Here is an 18576-nt window from a genome sequence, read left to right as displayed (position 1 = left end):
GCGAGGTAAGAAGCAATCTCTTGTATTAAGATTGCTTCGTACCTCGCAATGACGTAATAAAGAATAAACACAAATAAAAATAATGATATATTTTACCACTGAGACACCAATAACACCAAGTAATTTGGCTAAGAACTTAAATGTTCTTAAATGTCTTATATGGTCAAAATTTATTCGATTAAAACTACTTAATCTTTTCTTTCTGTCTTTGTGGTTCATCCCAACAACCCAAGCTCAAGAAAACGTTATTTGGACTACCCAAAGCCTTAATTCAGCAGAATCGATGCCTGTTGGTGGTGGCGATATTGGTCTAAATTTATGGGTTGAAAAAGGAGATGTTTATCTTTATTTATCGCGTAGCGGAACTTTCGATGAAAATAATACCTTACTCAAACTCGGTCGTATAAGGTTGAAATTTAGCTCGAATCCTTTTGACGGAAAAACCTTCAAACAAGAATTGATTTTAAATGATGGTTATGCTCAAATCAATGGTCCAGGAATTCAAATTAACGTTTGGGTTGATGTGTTTAATCCTGTTGTTCATTTGGACATAAAATCAAACCAGAAGATTATTACCGAAGCAAGTTACGAAAGCTGGCGTTACGAAGATAGAATTACAAAAGGTAAAGAAAATAACCAGAATTCTTACAAATGGGCGCCGCAAGGCATTGTTAAAACTGCGAAAGATGTAATTGCTTTTAAAAATAATAGTATTCAATTTTATCATCAAAATAAAGCAGAAACTGTTTTCGATGTTGCGGTTAAACAGCAAGGTTTGGAAGATAGGAAAGCCGATTTTTTCAATCCTATAAAAAACTTAATTTTCGGCGGTTCGATGCAAGGAAAAAATATGATTCCAACTGGAAATGATACTGGAATTTATTTAAGTACTCCTTTCAAATCTTGGAAGTTGAAAAGCAAAACCCCAACTCAGTCGCAAGAAATAACGATTAGCTTAAATACGAGCAAAGCTGATGTCCAAAATTGGGAAAAGGAATTGTATTCGATTAAACAGCATTCAACCCAAAAAGCAAGTATAAAATGGTGGAACGATTACTGGAAAAAAAGTTTCATTTACATCAATTCTAAAAACGAGCAAGCCAATCAATCCTCAAAAAATTATCAGTTGTTTCGATATATGTTGGGTTGCAATGCCTTTGGTAAATATCCAACCAAATTTAACGGTGGTTTGTTTACATTCGACCCGCAACTTACGGATTCGACATTGAAATACACACCCGATTTTAGAAATTGGGGCGGCGGAACACATACGGCTCAAAACCAGCGTTTGGTTTATTGGCCAATGCTAAAAAGCGGCGATTTTGATATGATGAAACCGCAGTTCGATTTTTATCTGGACTTGCTGAAAAATGCTGAAATCAGAACGGAAGCCGCTTGGGGGCATAAGGGCGCAAGCTTTACCGAGCAATTGGAGAACTTTGGCTTACCAAATCCTGCTGAATATGGCTGGAAACGTCCTGCCGATTTTAATAAAGGAATGGAATACAATGCCTGGTTAGAATATGAATGGGATACAGTTTTGGAGTTTTGTATGATGATTTTGGAAACTGAAAGATATGATAACCGCAACATCGAAAAATATTTTCCGTTGATTGAAAGTTCATTGACTTTTTTCAAAGAACATTATACTTATCTGGCTAAACAACGTGGCGCAAAAGCTTTGGATGCCAACGGACATTTAGTTTTGTATCCAGGTTCGGGAGTTGAAACGTACAAAATGGCTTATAATGCTACTTCAACAATCGCGGCTTTAAAAACAGTTTTACAGCGGTTGATTGAGCAACCTAATTTATCAGAAGTTAAAAAGAAAGAATGGACTGAAATGCTGAAAACCATTCCTGAAATCAGTTTTAGAAGTTTCGATGGTAAACCAACCATTGCACCAGCTAAACTTTGGGAACGTATTAATAATACAGAAAGTCCGCAGTTGTACCCGGTTTACCCATGGGGAATTTATGGCGTTGGAAAAAAAGGCCTGGATACCGCCATCAATACTTTTAAATTTGATACTGATGTTTTGAAATTTAGAAGTCATGTGGGTTGGAAACAGGATAATATTTTCGCAGCAAGATTAGGTTTAACGGAAGAGGCAGCAAATTTAACAACGGCTAAACTGAAAAATTCAGAAAGAAGATTTCCTACCTTTTGGGGGCCAGGTTTTGATTGGACACCCGACCATAATTGGGGAGGCTCTGGTATGATTGGTTTACAGGAAATGTTAATGCAGGTTGATGGGAAAAAGATTTATCTATTTCCAGCATGGCCAAAAGATTGGGATGTACATTTCAAATTACATGCGCCTTACCAAACTACAGTTGAAGTACAATTAAAAAACGGAAAAATAGAAAGCTTAAAAGTTTTGCCAGAATCAAGAAAGGCAGATGTAGTTAGAATGATGGAGTAATAGAATGAGTGAATGATAGAATTAATGAATGATTGAATCAGCAAATTTATGGCATTCACTCATACAATAATTAAGAAATAAAATTGACTGAACGGATGAGGGCTTGACGAAATATAAATAGGAATTTGCCTAGCACATTCACTCATTCAAAAATCAATCATTCAATAATTTAAAAAAGACATGGATTTAAATTTAAAGGAAAAAGTTATCATCATCACTGGCGCTGCAAAAGGCATCGGTAGAAGTATTGCAGAAGTATTTGCTAAAGAAAATGCAATTGCAGTTATCGTTGGTAGAAAAGCAGCAGACAACCAAAAAGTTGTTGAAGCGATTGAAGAAAACGGTGGAAAAGCAGCTCAGTTTGTAGCCGAATTATCGAACCCAAAAGATTGCGAAAAAGTAGTTGCAGAAATTGTGGCGAAATTTGGTAGAATCGATGGTTTGGTAAACAACGCTGGCGTTAATGATGGTGTTGGTTTGGAAAGCGGTAATTATGAAGATTTCATGGCTTCTCTACATAAAAACGTGGTTCATTATTATTTAATGGCACATCACGCTTTGCCAGAATTAATTAAAAGCAAAGGCGCAATTGTAAACATTACCTCAAAAACAGCAGAAACTGGACAAGGAAATACTTCAGCTTATGCTGCCGCAAATGGCGGTAGAAATGCTTTAACCCGCGAGTGGGCTGTAGAATTACTAAAATACGGAATTCGAGTAAATGCAGTGGTTGTGGCAGAATGTTGGACGCCTGCCTACGAAACCTGGATTGAAACTTTATCCGATGCACAGGCAAAATTGGATGAAATCACGTCTAAAATCCCATTGGAAAATAGAATGACAACCGCAGAAGAAATTGCAAACATGACGGCTTTTTTAATGTCTGATAAATCTAGCCACACCACAGGGCAAATTATTCATGTTGATGGTGGATATGTGCATTTAGATAGGGCTTTGGCAAACGCGTAGTTTAATTAGAGAATGACAGATTTAGTCAATGATAGAATGAGAGAATGGTCTTTACTAATCTGCTATTCAATAATTCATTCATTATTTTCTTGATTTTTTTACTATCGCTATAAAACATTCAATAATTCACTCATTCAAAATTCACTCATTCTCGCAAATCAATCATTATAAATGAAAACCCTTACCTGTACAACACCCGGAGCATTTGAATATTCAGAAACTGAAAAACCTGAATTGAAAAAAGACCACGCCATTATAAAAATAAAAAGAATCGGTATTTGTGGAACTGATTTACACGCTTTTGAGGGCACACAACCCTTCTTTAATTATCCACGCGTTTTAGGACACGAACTTTCTGGCGAATTGGTGGAAGCTGATTGTGCAACAGATTTTAAAATAGGAGAGGCGGTAACTTTTATCCCATATTTTAATTGTGGCGAATGTATTGCCTGCAGAATGAAAAAGCCAAATTGCTGTGTAAAAATGCAGGTTTGTGGTGTACATGTGGATGGAGGCATGCGTGAATATCTGCAAGTGCCAACGCGTACACTTTTGCATGGCGAAGATTTAAGTTACGATGAATTAGCATTAGTTGAACCTTTGGCTATCGGTGCTCATGGTGTTCGCAGAGCGGATGTAAAACCTGGAGAATTTGTTTTAGTAATTGGTGCTGGTCCGATTGGTTTGGGTACAATGGAGTTTGCCCGCATTGCTGGTGGAAATGTGATTGCATTAGATATTAATGATGACCGCTTGGCTTTTTGCAAGAACAAGTTAGGCGTTGCACATACCATTAATGCATTGGCTCCAGACGTTATTGAACAATTAAGCAAAATTACCAATGGCGATATGCCAACGGTTGTTATAGATGCAACGGGAAATCAAAAGGCGATAAACAATGCCATTAATTATATGGCTCATGGTGCAAGGTTTGTACTAATTGGTTTGCAAAAAGGAGATTTAATTTTCAATCATCCTGAGTTTCACAAAAGAGAATCTACCTTAATGAGTAGCCGAAATGCCAATATCGAAGATTTTGAGCATGTAATTAAATCAATGAAAGCTGGATTGGTAAAACCGACAACTTATATTACGCATCAAGTTTCTTTTGAAGAGGTTAAAGACAATTTCGAAAGTTGGTTAGACCCGAAAAGTGGAGTGATTAAGGCGATGGTTAAAATAGAAGATTAGAAGCACAAGCCATTTCCGTCATTGCGAGGCACAGTTCATCCCGAAAATTCGGGAAAGCAATCTCTCAAAAATGCGACGTCATTCTCGCGTATGCGGGAATCCTAAAGCGCAAAACAAATAGCTTTAGGATTCCCGATTGGATTTGGAACGACGAACGTTCATATTGTAACTCCATCGTCATTCTCGCGTATGCGGGAATCCTAAGCGGATAAAAAATATTACGAGGCTTAAAGAACCAAAAAAGGCAATTTTCATCAAGAAAATTGCCTTTTTTCATTTAAATCAAATTCCGCTTTACCAGAACTTCACATAAATAAGTGTAATTAAAAGTAGCGTGATAACTATTAACACCAGTGTAGATGGTGCAACTTTAAACATTGCTTTATCCAATTCGAATGCTTTAGGGTTAACTTTCGGACCTAATAAACTTAATCCAACCATTACAATCATGGTAAATAAGAACGATAAACCCATACAGATTAAGAATGGAATTTCGTAAATGCCATCTTTGTTTAAGTATGCAGTGTATAAAAAGTTATCGTGACCAAACCAGGTTGGTGCATAGTTATTGAAAACCACCGAAAGCAAGAATCCGGTTACTAAACCTGCAATTGCAGCAGTTCCAGTAGTGCGTTTCCAAAACATACCTAAAAGAAACATAGCAAACACACCAGGGCTAATAAAACCGGTATATTTCTGGATAAAGGTAAACCCACCTTCACCACCAATGCCCAATAAATCATCCCAAGTTAAAATTACCGACAGTACAATTGCTACTAAAATACTTATGCGACCAACAACTACTAATTTACTTTCATCAGCATCTTTGTTGATGTATTTTTTGTAAATGTCCAAGGTCCAGATGGTAGAAATACTGTTTGCCTTACCCGCTAAAGAAGCTACAATTGCAGCCGTTAATGCCGCTAGCGATAAACCTTTTAATCCGGTAGGTAAAAATGTTAAAACAGCCGAATATGCATTATCTGCAATTACTTTACCATCAGGTGCCATTTCGGCTTGTAAAGCACCGTTTCGATGTAAAACGTAAGCCGCAATACCTGGTAACATCACAATAATCGGCATACCAAGTTTTAAAAAACCTGCAAATAAAATACCTGTTCTTGCGGTTTTTAAATCGGCTCCAAGCGCTCTTTGTGTAATGTATTGGTTGCAACCCCAGTAATTCAAATTCACAATCCACTGACCAGCAAAATACATGGCGATACCCGGCAAAGCCAAATATTTGTTTACGTATTCTTGCGATGAATTTGCATCTGGTTTATCCAAAATCATTTTAAAATGGTCTGGTGAATCCTTCATCAACATTTTAAAACCTGCAATTGCATCTTTACCTAAACCAAAATGGTCGCTCACCATCGTTAAGGCAATGTACGTAGTAACCAAACCACCGGCAATTAAAACAATAACCTGAATAACATCTGTAAAACCGATTACCTTCATCCCGCCAAGGGTAATAATTAAAGAGAAAGCGGCCAAACCGATAACGATGTATTTAAAATATTCAGGGTTTATCATGCTGCTAATGGCGATAGAACCCAGATAAAGAATTGAGGTTAGGTTAACGAAAATGTAAAGGAACAACCAGAAAATTGCCATAATTAAACTTACCGTTTCGTTGTACCTCGTTTGCAAAAACTGAGGCATGGTAAAGATTTTATTCTTCAGGTAAACTGGAATAAACCAAACGGCAACAATAATTAAGGCAATAGCTGCAACCCATTCATAAGCGGCAACGGCCATACCCACTTGAAAACCCTGACCACTCATGCCGATAAATTGTTCGGCAGAAATGTTCGATGCGATAAGTGAGGCACCTATTGCCCACCAGGTTAAAGAGCCTTCGGCAAGGAAGAAGTCGTGACTTCCTGATGTACCTTTATTTTTCTTTTTGCTGTAAATCCAAAATCCGTAAGCGGAAATCAGAATAAAGTAAAAGATAAAAACGGCGTAATCAACCGTCGAAAAATTGTTCATAATTCAGTTTAATTTGGTTATAGTTTATTATTTATAGAATACTTCATTCCACTGCAATTCATTTCTGAACTGGTTTATTTTAGTTTCAGCGCCGATGTTAATATACTCCAATCCTGCAATATTTGCAAAATCTGATAAATGTTCGGTAGTTAAATTCTGACTATAAGCGGTGTGGTGCGCTCCACCCGCATAAATCCAAGCTGCACAACCTGTCTTCATATCAGGAAGTGGTTTCCAAAGTACTCGGGCAACAGGTAAATTTGGTAATTCATTTTCCGCTTCAACAGCTTTAACTTCGTTAACCAATAAACGGAAACGATTGCCCATATCAATTAATGAGGCATTTAAAGCATCGCCGCCCGCAACATTAAAAACCAAACGAGCTGGGTCTGCCTTGCCGCCAATGCCTAAAGGATGAATCTCTAAACTTGCTTTTCCTTTAGCCAACGAAGCATCAACCTCTAGCATGTGCGAACCTAAAACCATAGAATTTGCAGGGTCGAAGTGGTAAGTATAATCTTCCATAAAAGCATTGCCACCGGCTAAACCAGCACCCATTACTTTACAAGCACGTACTAAGGCTGCGGTTTTCCAATCGCCTTCGCCAGCAAAACCATAACCATCGGCCATTAATCTTTGCGCAGCAATTCCTGGTAATTGAACCATACCGTGCAGGTCTTCAAACGTATCAGAAAAACCTTTAAAATTTCCATCCTCTAAAAATTTTCTTAAACCTAATTCAATTTTAGCGGCCTCATACACAGAACCGTGTCTTTCGCCGCCAGCTTTTAAATCATCGCCCATTTCATACGTTTCCTCGTATTCCTTCAATAAGTTTTGAATTGCATCTTCACTTATCGAATTAATTACCGCAACTAAATCGCCAATGCCGTAGGTATTAACAGCGAAACCAAATTTCATTTCAGCTTCAACTTTATCGCCATCGGTTACGGCAACATAACGCATATTATCGCCAAAACGGGCAAATTTAGCGCCTTGCCAATCGTTCCAACCAGCGGCAGCTCTTGCCCAAACATCAATTTGCTTTGCAACTTCTTCATCTTGCCAATACCCAACAACAACCTTTCTATCTTTACGCATTCGCGAAACCATAAAGCCAAATTCTCTATCGCCATGGGCACTCTGGTTAAGGTTCATAAAATCCATATCAATTGTATTCCATGGAATATCACGATTAAATTGGGTATGCAAGTGCAATAAAGGCTTTTGTAAAACATTTAAACCCCTAATCCACATTTTAGCTGGAGAAAAAGTATGCATCCAGGTTACAACACCAATACAATTTTTATCGGTATTGGCACTTTGTAAGGTTTCAAAAATCTCATCTGTATTTTTAACAATTGGCTTAAAAACCACCGAAACCGAAATCTTTTGATTGTCGTTTAATGATTTAGCAACTTGTTCTGCGTGTATTGCAACTTGTTTTAAGGTTTCCTCGCCGTACAAATCCTGCGTACCTGTAATAAACCAAACTTGTAATTTTTTTAAATCAATCATTGCTCTTATATTTTTAGTTAGAATATTTTTTGCCTGTTATTTACAGGCGTTTTTTATTTTTTTTGAAAAGCAGGCTTCGGTGTTTATCGGTTCCGATAGTCCTGCTTTCCGTTATTACTCAGCCGATAAAAAAACGGCTTTCGTGTTCACTCCAATCAGGTTTATTTAACTTAGCTAAACCTTACTATTACAATTTTTCCTTTTCACCTGTCGTCATTGCGAAGCAGGGTTGTGTGAGCTGAAGCAATCTTATTTTCTGCAATTTTTTAAAATGAGATTGCTTCGTGCCTCGCAATGACGAGTCCCTTAGTTAATAGTCTATGTCTTTTCACTCCATTACTTCGAACGCCTAACCGCCTTTACTTTGCTAAACCCTGCCATCTAAACCCGACAGAAGCGGCAGCCCCGAGTTTTTTACGAGGGCTATAGCGAATGGCTCCAAAGGAGTGCCTTTGGTACGGGACTGTATTTTCCTAAGTACTACTGCAATTGCTTTCCAAATTATTCTGCTTTCTTCTGCCCATAATAGGCATCAGCACCATGCTTACGGTCGTAATGTTTTTTTATTAACGAATCTTTTAATCTCGGTGCGTTCGCATTTATTTGTTCAGTTAATAAAGCCATTTGCGCTACAGCTTCTAAGACTGCGCTATTGTAAACAGCCTTATCGGCAGTTTTGCCCCAGGTAAAAGGAGCGTGGTTGCCAACTAAAATCATTTCAACCTCTTTGTGGCTTAAGCCTAAATCTTTGAAATGATTGATAATTTGAAAACCAGTTTCATACTCGTAATTTCCCTTAATCATCTCATCATCCATTGGCGGTGCACAAGGAATATCAACCGTTAAATGGTCGCCGTGTGTGGTGCCAAAAATTGGAATTGCCCTTTGCGCTTGTGCCCAGGCGGTGCCATAAGTAGAATGTGTGTGTACAATTCCACCGATTTCTTCCCAATGTTTGTACAGTACAGCGTGGGTTTTCGTGTCAGATGATGGTCGCAAATTTCCTTCAACAGTATTGCCATCAAAATCTACAATTACCATGCTGTCAACCGTTAAATCATCGTATGGAACGCCACTTGGTTTAATGGCAAAAATACCTTTGTTTCTATCAGCAGCACTAACATTACCGAAGGTAAAAAGCACTAATCCCAACTTGGGTAATTGCATATTTGCGGCGTAAGCCTGTTCTTTTATATCTTGATAGTTGCTCATGATATATATGGTTTTACATCTTTTTTGTTATATTTTTCAAGGTATCTGCCAAGGCTTAAATATTGCTGGTAATGCTGACGATAAAGTTTCTGCATTTTGATGTTTGGTTTATATTCTTTCTCGAAACCTGTACCCATAGCTGCCATTGCACTCTCAACATCAGGATAAATGCCGGCAACAACTGCTGCAAACATGGCTGCACCCAAGGCGCAAGTATGTTCGAAACGGTGAATGCGAATCGGCATTTCTAATACATCGGCCATCATTTGCATAATATAGGCCGATTTTTTAGCCACACCACCAATACCAATAATACCCTTAACTGGTACACCTTCTTCCTTGAACCTATCTACAATTGCTTTTGCGCCAAAGCAAGTTGCGGCGGCTAATCCTCTGAAAAATCTTGGCGCATCGGTACCCAAACCTAAGCCGGTAACTGCACCTTTTAACTCCTGATTTGCATCTGGTGTTCTTCTGCCGTTTAACCAATCAACAGCAAGTTCAGAATAATCATCATCAGGTAATTCTGAAGCCTGTTTAGCTAAGTTGGTTAAGATTTTTTGCTCAAGTTCTGCTCTTAAAGCAATCGCTGTTGCTTCATCAATTACGGCAGATTCGGTTAGCAAATTATCGATTGGCCAGCTGATTAGTTTTTTAAACCAGGCGTAAGCATCGCCAAAGGCAGATTGACCAGCTTCTAAACCAGCCATGCCAGGAATAACCGAGCCATCTACTTGTCCGCAGATGCCGTTAATGAGTTTGCCTTCCATGTCAGTATTTGGTGCAACTAAAATATCACAAGTGCTTGTGCCCATTACTTTACTCAAATAGTAAGGCTCAATTTGCCCGCCAACGGCACCCATGTGTGCATCAAAAGCACCGACACCAATAACTACATCTGTGCTAAGTCCAAGCTTTTCAGCCCATTCTGCACTTAAATTTCCAGCAGAAACATCAGATGTGTAGGTATCTTTAAATAGTAAATCTCTGTATCCTTTTAATAATGGGTCTAAGGTTTTAAAAAAATCTTCAGGAGGTAATCCATCAAATTCTTCAGCCCATAAAGCTTTATGCCCAGCTGCACAACGACTGCGTTTCATCTCTTTTACATCAGTTTTACCTGACAGTAAAAATGGAATCCAATCGCAATGCTCAACCCAAGAAACCGTATTTTTTCTAACCTGTGTATCTACTCTTAAAATATGAAGCAGTTTAGACCAAAACCATTCCGATGAATAGATGCCACCTACATATTTTAAGTAATTAACAGGAAATTTTTCGGCGTGTTTATTAATTTCAGCGGCTTCTTTAACAGCAGTATGGTCTTTCCATAATACAAACATGGCATTCGGATTCTCTGCAAATTCAGCTTTCAAAGCCAATGGTGTTCCTTGCTCATCAACAGCTACAGGACTTGAACCAGTTGTATCAACAGAAATTCCTTTAACAAGTGCTGCGGCAGATTCGCCTCCGGCTTTTGCAATACAATCTTTAATGGTGTGGGTTAATCCTTCAATATAATCTAAAGGATGTTGTCTGAATTGGTTAAGTGATGGTTTACAATATAAACCTTTTTGCCATCGTGGATATAGGAAAACGGAAGAGGAGATTTCTTTTCCGTTGGCGGAATCAACCAAAACCGAACGGACAGAATCTGTCCCGTAATCTACACCGATTACATAGTTTGCTGTGCTCATAACAATAAATAAATGTCTAATTAACGTTTATTTATTTACAAATAAAAATTTTTAATGTGTTTTTGACGTTTATAAATTTCAACAATTGTTTTTAAGAGTGTTTTGGCTGTTTTTCAGGTGGATAGGGAAATGTCATCAATACTGACAAGCAGACAAAAATCTCCTTTAAATTTGAGCTAAAAATCTGCGGGAAAAATATACCTACAGCGATTTCCTTAAATTCAAATAAAAAGGCACCTGAATTTTCTCAACAATGTTATTTAAAATACAATTTGCGGTTTCTGTTCCGAGCATGGCAAAATCAGTAGATATAGTTGTGATACCGTTTAATATTATTCTTTTCAATGGCGTTTCGTTGTAAGAAATTACGCCAACATCAGTACCAACAGTTAAACCCTGAGCAATTATTTTTTCGATTAGGTAAACCAAATCATCTTCCATTAAGCTGATGTAAACTTCGCCAGCATTAATTTCTTCTTCGGCAATCTTATCTACTACTTTATGGTTAAAAGCATATTGCTGGCAAAAACGATAAAAGCCATCTAAAATCTCCTTCGGAAAATAACTTCCCTTTGGGAAAATAATTTTTAAGGTATTGTATTTAGAAAGCGGAGTAAGTGCTTGTTCTAATGCATTGTAAATATCAAGGGCAAAATTTTCGTAAACAGCGGCATAATCACCAGAAATTCCTGGTAAAAGTTTATCTAAAATAACCAGTTTCTCCCTCGGTATGGCATTTATAATATCCTGTGCTTTTTCATCGCCCTCGTTAAAATGTGGAATGATTACGTAATGTGTGTAATCGTCCTTTTTGTTATTTAATAAGCTTTTAAAAAGTGTAAAATCATTGTTATATACATACAAATCGATAGCTGCACTTTCGCCGATGGCTTTACTAAACGAATCGTAGATGATTTTTTTATGCGTGCTAAGTTTATTAAACAGCAGGCAGATTTTAAGTTTTCTGGAGAAATCGGTGTTGATTACAAAATAACCTTTACCCGGAATAGATTCGATAACACCTAATTTACGCAATCTGCGGTAACCTTTTTCGGCGGTATCTCTAGAAATTTCTAAAGCAAAACTGAGCTCGTTTATCGATGGTAAAAGATTACCCTTTTCAATTTTTCCGATTTCTATTGCGTACAAAATTGCATTAACTAACTGCTTGTATTTTGGAGTTGCAGAGTATTCATCAATAACAATGTGGCTTAATAAATCTTCAGATTTCACGGTTTCGGGCTTAGATTTTCCAAATATAGCAAACACATTTATTATTTATTGGTGGTTGGCATAACAGTACATAACAGTTAAGTTTGAATCAATCGATACTTTCGAAAACCAAATATAAAACCAATAATATGCAAGCAATACTAGGTGTACTATTCCATTTTATCGGGGGCTTTGCCTCGGGCAGTTTTTATATTCCTTATAAGAAAGTTAAGGGTTGGGCCTGGGAAAGTTATTGGATAGTTGGTGGCATATTCTCGTGGTTAATTGTTCCGCCTTTGGCTGCATTTTTAACCATCCCGAACTTTACAGATATTATTGCCAGCACCAGCGGAAGTATCCTTTTGCTAACTTATTTTTTCGGCATTCTTTGGGGTATTGGCGGTTTAACATACGGTTTAGGCGTTCGTTATCTTGGAGTTTCCCTTGGAAGCAGCATTATTCTGGGCCTTTGTATGGTTCTGGGTTCAATTCTTCCATCTATTTATTTCGATTTTTTTCCGCAAGAAGGTAAAGACACTTTCAGCATGTTTATTCATACCGACTGGGGAAGAATGGTTTTACTTGGCCTTATTGTGTGTGTGTTGGGAATTGTAATCTGCGGAAAGGCAGGTATGATGAAAGAAAAAGAAATTAAAGCTGATGTTACCGACCCGCATGGAATGGAAGTTAAAACCGAGTATAAATTTGGATTAGGCCTGTTTGTTGGGATAGTTTCAGGCGTTTTAAGTGCTTGTTTTAATTTTGGTATCGAGGCAGGAAAGCCAATGGCTGATGCTGCAAATGCAATTTGGAAAGCTGCAAATCCTGCGGAAACTGGAAATTTCCTGTTTCAAAATAATGTAACCTACGTTGTTGTGCTTTGGGGAGGTTTATCAACCAACTTTATTTGGTGTATGATTCTTAACGCTCGTAACAAAACCTTCGGCGATTACACAAAAACAAGTACCCCATTATTAAAAAATTACATTTTTTCTGCACTTGCAGGTACAACCTGGTTTCTTCAGTTTTTCTTTTACGGTATGGGAGAAAGTAAAATGGGTAATGGCGCAAGCTCGTGGATTTTACACATGGCCTTTATCATCTTAATCGCCAACGTTTGGGGCTTAATTTTAAAGGAGTGGAAAGGTGTATCCAAAAAAACAATGTACACCGTATTGGCTGGTATTTTAACCATCATCGTATCTGTTTTAATTGTCGGCTACGGTAATTCAATTAAATAAATTTTAAAAAAGAAAAATATTAATATACATGTCTGTTAAAGAAACAAATTATAAGTACGTAAGTTACTTATGGGATGAAGAAGAGGCCGCAAAATTGGCTGGCGATGAAGTCGCATTACTTATTTATCGCTCTAATTTATTAGGCGCAGATTTACGCTTAACCAATTATGGTGGTGGAAATACATCATGCAAATTATTAGAAAAAGACCCATTAACAGGTTCAGAAACTGAAGTTATGTGGGTTAAAGGTTCTGGTGGCGATTTAGGCACATTAAAGAAAAGCGGTTTAGCAGCACTTTATGTGGATAGACTTCGCAGCTTGAAAAATATTTACCGTGGTGTAGAACATGAAGATGAAATGGTTGAATTATTTAACCACTGCATTTTCGATTTAAGTTCAAAAGCACCATCTATCGATACACCATTACACGGATTTTTACCTTTCGCACATATTGACCATTTACATCCGGATGCAGCCATCGCAATAGCGGCAGCAAAAGATGGTAAAAAAATAACTGAAGAGTTATTTGGTGGAACAATTGGTTGGGTAGAATGGAAAAAACCAGGCTTCGAACTAGGCTTAACTTTAAAGAAATGTTTGGATGAAAATCCGGGCATTCGTGGCATTATGTTAGGTTCTCATGGTTTATTTACCTGGGGAAACACGGCTTACGAAAGTTATGTAAATACCTTAGATGTAATCGAAATCTGTTCTGCTTATCTGGAAGAAAATTATGGTAAAAAAGCTCCAGTTTTCGGCGGTCAAAAAATATCTAGTGCAGAAGCGGATAATCGTAAAAAACAAGCAGCAGCTTTAGCGCCAGTTTTACGTGGATTGTGTTCTTCAAAACAACACATGATTGGTCACTTTACAGATGATAGCCGTGTTTTAGAATTTATAAACTCAAATGATTTGGCTCGTCTTGCACCAATGGGCACAAGTTGTCCAGACCACTTTTTGAGAACGAAAATCAGTCCTTTAGTTTTAACTTTAGCTGCTGATGCCGATTTATCGGATACAAAAGCTTTAAAAGAAACTTTAGAGCCGGCATTTGAGGCTTACCGTAAAATGTACACCGAATATTACGAAAACTGCAAGCATTCAAATAGTCCTGCCATTCGTGATACCAACCCTGTTGTAATTTTATATCCAGGAATTGGAATGTTTACTTTTTCAAAGGATAAACAAACTGCAAGGGTTGCGGCAGAATTTTACATCAACGCAATTAATGTAATGAAAGGTGCAGAAGCCGTTTCAGAATATACTTCATTGCCTCATCAGGAAGCTTTTAACATCGAATATTGGTTGTTGGAAGAAGCTAAATTGCAACGTATGCCTAAACCTAAACCTTTAACAGGTAAAATTGCCTTAATTACGGGCAGTGGTGGTGGTATTGGTAAAGCAATTGCTAAAAAGTTTGTTGCAGAGGGTGGCGTTGTAATTTTAAACGACATGAATGCTGAACGTTTAGAAGCCGCAGGCGAAGAATTTAAAGCACAATTCGGTAAAGATTCTTACGCTACAGCAATTCTAAATGTAACCAGTCAGGAAGATATTAATGCGGCTTTTGATGCTGCTGCATTGGCTTTTGGTGGTGTAGATATTATTGTAAACAACGCGGGCTTATCTATTTCAAAAACAATTGGCGACCACACCGAAAAAGATTGGGATTTGCTTTATGATGTTTTGGTAAAAGGCCAATTCTTTATTACGCAGGCTGCAACAAATACCATGCAAAAACAAAATATTGGTGGCGACATCATTAATATTGTAAGTAAAAATGCATTGGTTAGCGGACCAAATAACGCTGGTTATGGAAGTGCTAAAGCGGCTCAACTTCACTTAAGCAGATTAAACGCGGCAGAATTAGGTGCAGATAACATTCGCGTTAATGTTGTAAATCCAGATGCGGTGATTAGTGATAGTAACATTTGGGCAGGCGGATGGGCCGAAGGCAGAGCAAAAGCTTATGGCGTTACCGTTGCCGAGTTGCCTGCTTATTACGCAAAACGTACCTTGTTAAATCAAATTATCTTACCAGATGATATTGCAAATGCATGTTTCGCTTTTGTTGGCGGTTTGCTTCAAAAATCAACAGGAAATGTTTTAAATGTTGATGGCGGCGTTGCAATGGCATTTGTGAGATAAGATTTTTGCTTGATAAGCAGACTAAACCATGATTATGCTGTCAGTCTGAGCTTCCCGAAATATCGGGACAAGTTGTCGAAGACCTTTATACATTGACCTGTGTTTTCACAGACAATAGAAAAGTTTTAAATTTAGTTTTAGTAAGTTGTTTCAAGTGCCCGTAGCTCATTGCGGGCCGAAATAACTTTTAAAATGATTAATTTTCACCACGAGGTAAAATAAAATAATATCATAACCTAACCTCAGTTTTTTAAACTGTATAACCGAATAAAATAATGAATATTGAGCAGAACCATATAGAAAAACACAACGATGCACTTATAACTTCACATCATCGTAAGCTTAATTTTTTAAAAGAAGAATGGAGCCATGTTGATTTAGAAAGCGTAATCCAAAAACTGGTTGATTTCCAGATTGCAATACCGAGTTGGGCATTAGGCACTGGTGGAACACGTTTCGGCCGTTTTGCAATTACTGGTGGCGAGCCACGTACCATCGAAGAAAAAATTGAAGATGTTGGTTTATTACATGCTTTAAACGGTGCAAGTGGAGCAATTTCATTACATATTCCTTGGGATATTCCACAAAATGCAGAAGCGTTGAAAAGCCTTGCAAGTAGCTATGGCTTAACATTCGATGCCATGAACTCAAATACTTTTCAAGACCAGGCTGGAAGTGCGCACAGCTATAAATTTGGTTCGCTTCAAAACGTAAATAAAGCAGTTCGTAAACAGGCGATTGAGCATAATATCGAAGTAATTAAACAAGGAGTTGCTTTAGGTTCTAATGCCTTAACCGTTTGGTTGGCAGATGGTTCTTGTTTTCCAGGTCAGTTAAATTTCCGTAAAGCTTTTGAAAATACTTTAGAGAGTTTACAAGAAATTTATTCGGCTTTGCCTGAAGACTGGAAAATGTTTGTAGAATATAAAGCTTTCGAGCCGAACTTCTATTCAACAACCGTTGGCGATTGGGGACAATCGTTACTTTATGCGAGTAAATTAGGAAGAAAGGCTTACACGCTGGTTGATTTAGGTCACCACTTACCAAATGCAAACATCGAACAAATTGTTGCCCTGCTTTTAATGGAAGGTAAATTGGGCGGCTTCCACTTCAATGATTCTAAATACGGCGATGATGATTTAACAGCAGGCAGCATTAAACCTTATCAATTGTTCTTAATTTTTAACGAACTGGTTGAAGGTATGGATGCAAAGGGCATGAATCATGCTAAAGATTTAGGTTGGATGATTGATGCATCTCACAATGTGAAAGACCCGTTAGAAGATTTATTACAATCGGTAGAAGCCATTATGATTGCTTACGCTCAGGCTTTATTGGTCGATAGAAAGGTTTTAAATGCTGCACAGGATAATAATGATGTAGCTGCTGCGCAGGAAATTTTACAAAATACTTTCCGTAGCGATTTTAGAGCCTTGGTTGCCGAAGCGAGATTAAGAGCAAATGCGGCATTATCGCCAATTGGCTTATACCGCGACCTTAAGGTAAGAGAAAATTTAGTTAAATATCGTGGTTTAGAAACCGTAGCAACAGGATTATAAGAGGAGAATAGAAATGCCAAAAACTGTTGCAGCCATATTTGATGTAGGTAAAACGAATAAAAAATTGTTTCTCATTGATGAAAATTACAACATCGTTTACGAGCGTTCGGCTCGTTTTGTAGAAACAAAAGATGAAGATGGCGAGGTTTGCGAAAATCTGGAAAGCCTTCGTTCATCGGTTTTCGATTCCCTGAATCAGGTTATGCAATTAAAGGAATACGATATTAAAGCCATTAATTTTTCATCATACGGCGCAAGTTTTGTTTATCTAGATGAAAAAGGAACGCCTTTAACGCCACTTTACAATTACCTAAAAGAATATCCCGAAGATTTAAAAAAAGAATTTTATGCTAAATATGGAGGCGAAGCAAAAATTTCATTAGAAACCGCATCGCCGATTTTAGGTAGCTTAAATTCAGGGATGCAATTGTATCGCCTAAAAAAGGAAAAACCCGAAATATTTGCAAAAATAAAGTACGCCCTACATTTACCACAATATTTAAGTTACCTGATTTCTAACAAAGCGGTGGCCGATATTACCAGTATTGGCTGCCATACACAATTATGGGATTTTAGCAAAAACGAATACCATAAATGGGTTGCAGAAGAAGGTTTGGAAGAAAAATTCGGCGCTTTTACACCAGCAGATTCGGTAATTGATGCCAAATTTGAAGGCAGAAATTTTGAAGTTGGCGTAGGTTTGCATGATAGTTCTGCAGCATTAATTCCTTATTTGGCAAATTTTTCTGTGCCATTTGTTTTATTGTCTACAGGAACCTGGTGCATCAGTTTAAATCCGTTTAATCAGGAAGTATTAACTGAAGAAGAATTGAAACAAGATTGCCTTTGCTACATGCATTTTAAAGGCAAGGCAGTAAAAGCATCGCGGATTTTTGCAGGTTATGAACACGAAATGCAATTAAAAAGAATTGCCGAACATTTCGACAGGGCAGCTTATTTGTTTAAGCATCTGCAGTTTAACCCTGGCATGATTTTAAAACTAGCGAATAAAGTTCCCGAAAATCAATTTCCACAGAATGGTTTTTATGAAAAATCTGCTTTTTCTGAACGAGATTTGAATCTATTTCAAACCGCTGAAGAAGCTTATCATCAATTAATATTTGATTTGGTAAAGCAACAACTATATTCTTTAAAATTAGTGCTTAACGAAGGCGTGAAAAGAATTTTTGTGGATGGTGGTTTCGGGAAAAACGCCATTTACATGAATCTACTTGCAACTTCCATTCCTGATATTGAAGTTTACGCATCTTCTGTATCTCAGGCAACTGCAATTGGTACGGCGCTGGCAATCCACGATTCATGGAACCCAAATCCGCCACCAAGCGATATCATTCAATTAAAATATTATTCTGCAATACAACGCAGTATGCAATTCTAAAATACAATT

12 protein-coding genes are annotated in these 18576 nt (G+C 37.6%); 7 read left to right on the top strand and 5 right to left on the bottom strand.

What is annotated here, in order from left to right:
• Positions 1-208: 208 nt before the first annotated feature.
• The 3 genes from QWY86_RS13230 to QWY86_RS13220 all read left to right on the top strand — a co-directional run bounded on the left by QWY86_RS13230 (position 209) and on the right by QWY86_RS13220 (position 4585).
• On the top strand, positions 209-2425 hold the full coding sequence (locus QWY86_RS13230) for a DUF5703 domain-containing protein (protein ID WP_290242804.1): 2217 nt from the start codon (positions 209-211) through the stop codon (positions 2423-2425).
• Positions 2426-2605: 180 nt separating this feature from the next.
• A complete protein-coding gene (locus QWY86_RS13225; RefSeq protein WP_290242803.1) occupies positions 2606-3394 on the top strand; it encodes an L-fucose dehydrogenase in 789 nt (262 codons plus the stop codon).
• 171 nt (positions 3395-3565) lie between these two features.
• Complete coding sequence (locus tag QWY86_RS13220; protein WP_290242802.1) at positions 3566-4585, top strand: zinc-binding alcohol dehydrogenase family protein; 1020 nt, start codon at positions 3566-3568, stop codon at positions 4583-4585.
• Between the two features lie 294 nt (positions 4586-4879).
• Here the strand turns inward: QWY86_RS13220 and QWY86_RS13215 are convergent, their stop codons facing one another.
• From QWY86_RS13215 to QWY86_RS13195, 5 genes are all read right to left on the bottom strand, one after another.
• Positions 4880-6580, bottom strand: coding sequence for a sodium:solute symporter family transporter (locus QWY86_RS13215; RefSeq protein ID WP_290242801.1), 1701 nt, complete (start codon positions 6578-6580; stop codon positions 4880-4882).
• Positions 6581-6607: 27 nt separating this feature from the next.
• A complete protein-coding gene (gene araA / locus QWY86_RS13210) occupies positions 6608-8098 on the bottom strand; it encodes an L-arabinose isomerase (protein WP_290242800.1) in 1491 nt (496 codons plus the stop codon).
• 501 nt (positions 8099-8599) lie between these two features.
• Positions 8600-9310: an L-ribulose-5-phosphate 4-epimerase gene (locus QWY86_RS13205; RefSeq protein ID WP_290242799.1), complete on the bottom strand. Its 711-nt coding sequence runs from the start codon at positions 9308-9310 to the stop codon at positions 8600-8602.
• Positions 9307-11007: a ribulokinase gene (locus QWY86_RS13200; protein ID WP_290242798.1), complete on the bottom strand. Its 1701-nt coding sequence runs from the start codon at positions 11005-11007 to the stop codon at positions 9307-9309. Before QWY86_RS13200 ends, QWY86_RS13205 begins: the two co-directional genes overlap by 4 nt.
• Before the next feature lie 201 nt (positions 11008-11208).
• A complete protein-coding gene (locus QWY86_RS13195) occupies positions 11209-12240 on the bottom strand; it encodes a GntR family transcriptional regulator (RefSeq protein ID WP_290242797.1) in 1032 nt (343 codons plus the stop codon).
• A gap of 128 nt (positions 12241-12368) precedes the next feature.
• Between QWY86_RS13195 and rhaT the strand changes: the two genes are divergently transcribed.
• The 4 genes from rhaT (at position 12369) to QWY86_RS13175 (ending at position 18567) form a co-directional block, all read left to right on the top strand.
• Entirely contained in the window at positions 12369-13460 is a 1092-nt protein-coding gene (rhaT, locus tag QWY86_RS13190; protein WP_290242796.1) for an L-rhamnose/proton symporter RhaT, read from the top strand.
• 28 nt (positions 13461-13488) lie between these two features.
• Complete coding sequence (locus tag QWY86_RS13185; protein ID WP_290242795.1) at positions 13489-15609, top strand: bifunctional aldolase/short-chain dehydrogenase; 2121 nt, start codon at positions 13489-13491, stop codon at positions 15607-15609.
• Between the two features lie 275 nt (positions 15610-15884).
• A complete protein-coding gene (locus QWY86_RS13180) occupies positions 15885-17168 on the top strand; it encodes a sugar isomerase (RefSeq protein WP_290242794.1) in 1284 nt (427 codons plus the stop codon).
• Between the two features lie 13 nt (positions 17169-17181).
• Positions 17182-18567 (top strand): FGGY-family carbohydrate kinase, encoded by a 1386-nt coding sequence (locus QWY86_RS13175; RefSeq protein WP_290242793.1) that lies wholly within the window; start codon positions 17182-17184, stop codon positions 18565-18567.
• Positions 18568-18576: the final 9 nt, after the last annotated feature.

It is taken from the genome of Pedobacter aquatilis, assembly GCF_030409415.1.
Lineage (GTDB): Bacteria > Bacteroidota > Bacteroidia > Sphingobacteriales > Sphingobacteriaceae > Pedobacter > Pedobacter aquatilis.
The sequence above is the reverse complement of the archived record's forward strand: the minus strand, read 5'-3'. Positions and strand labels throughout refer to the sequence as shown.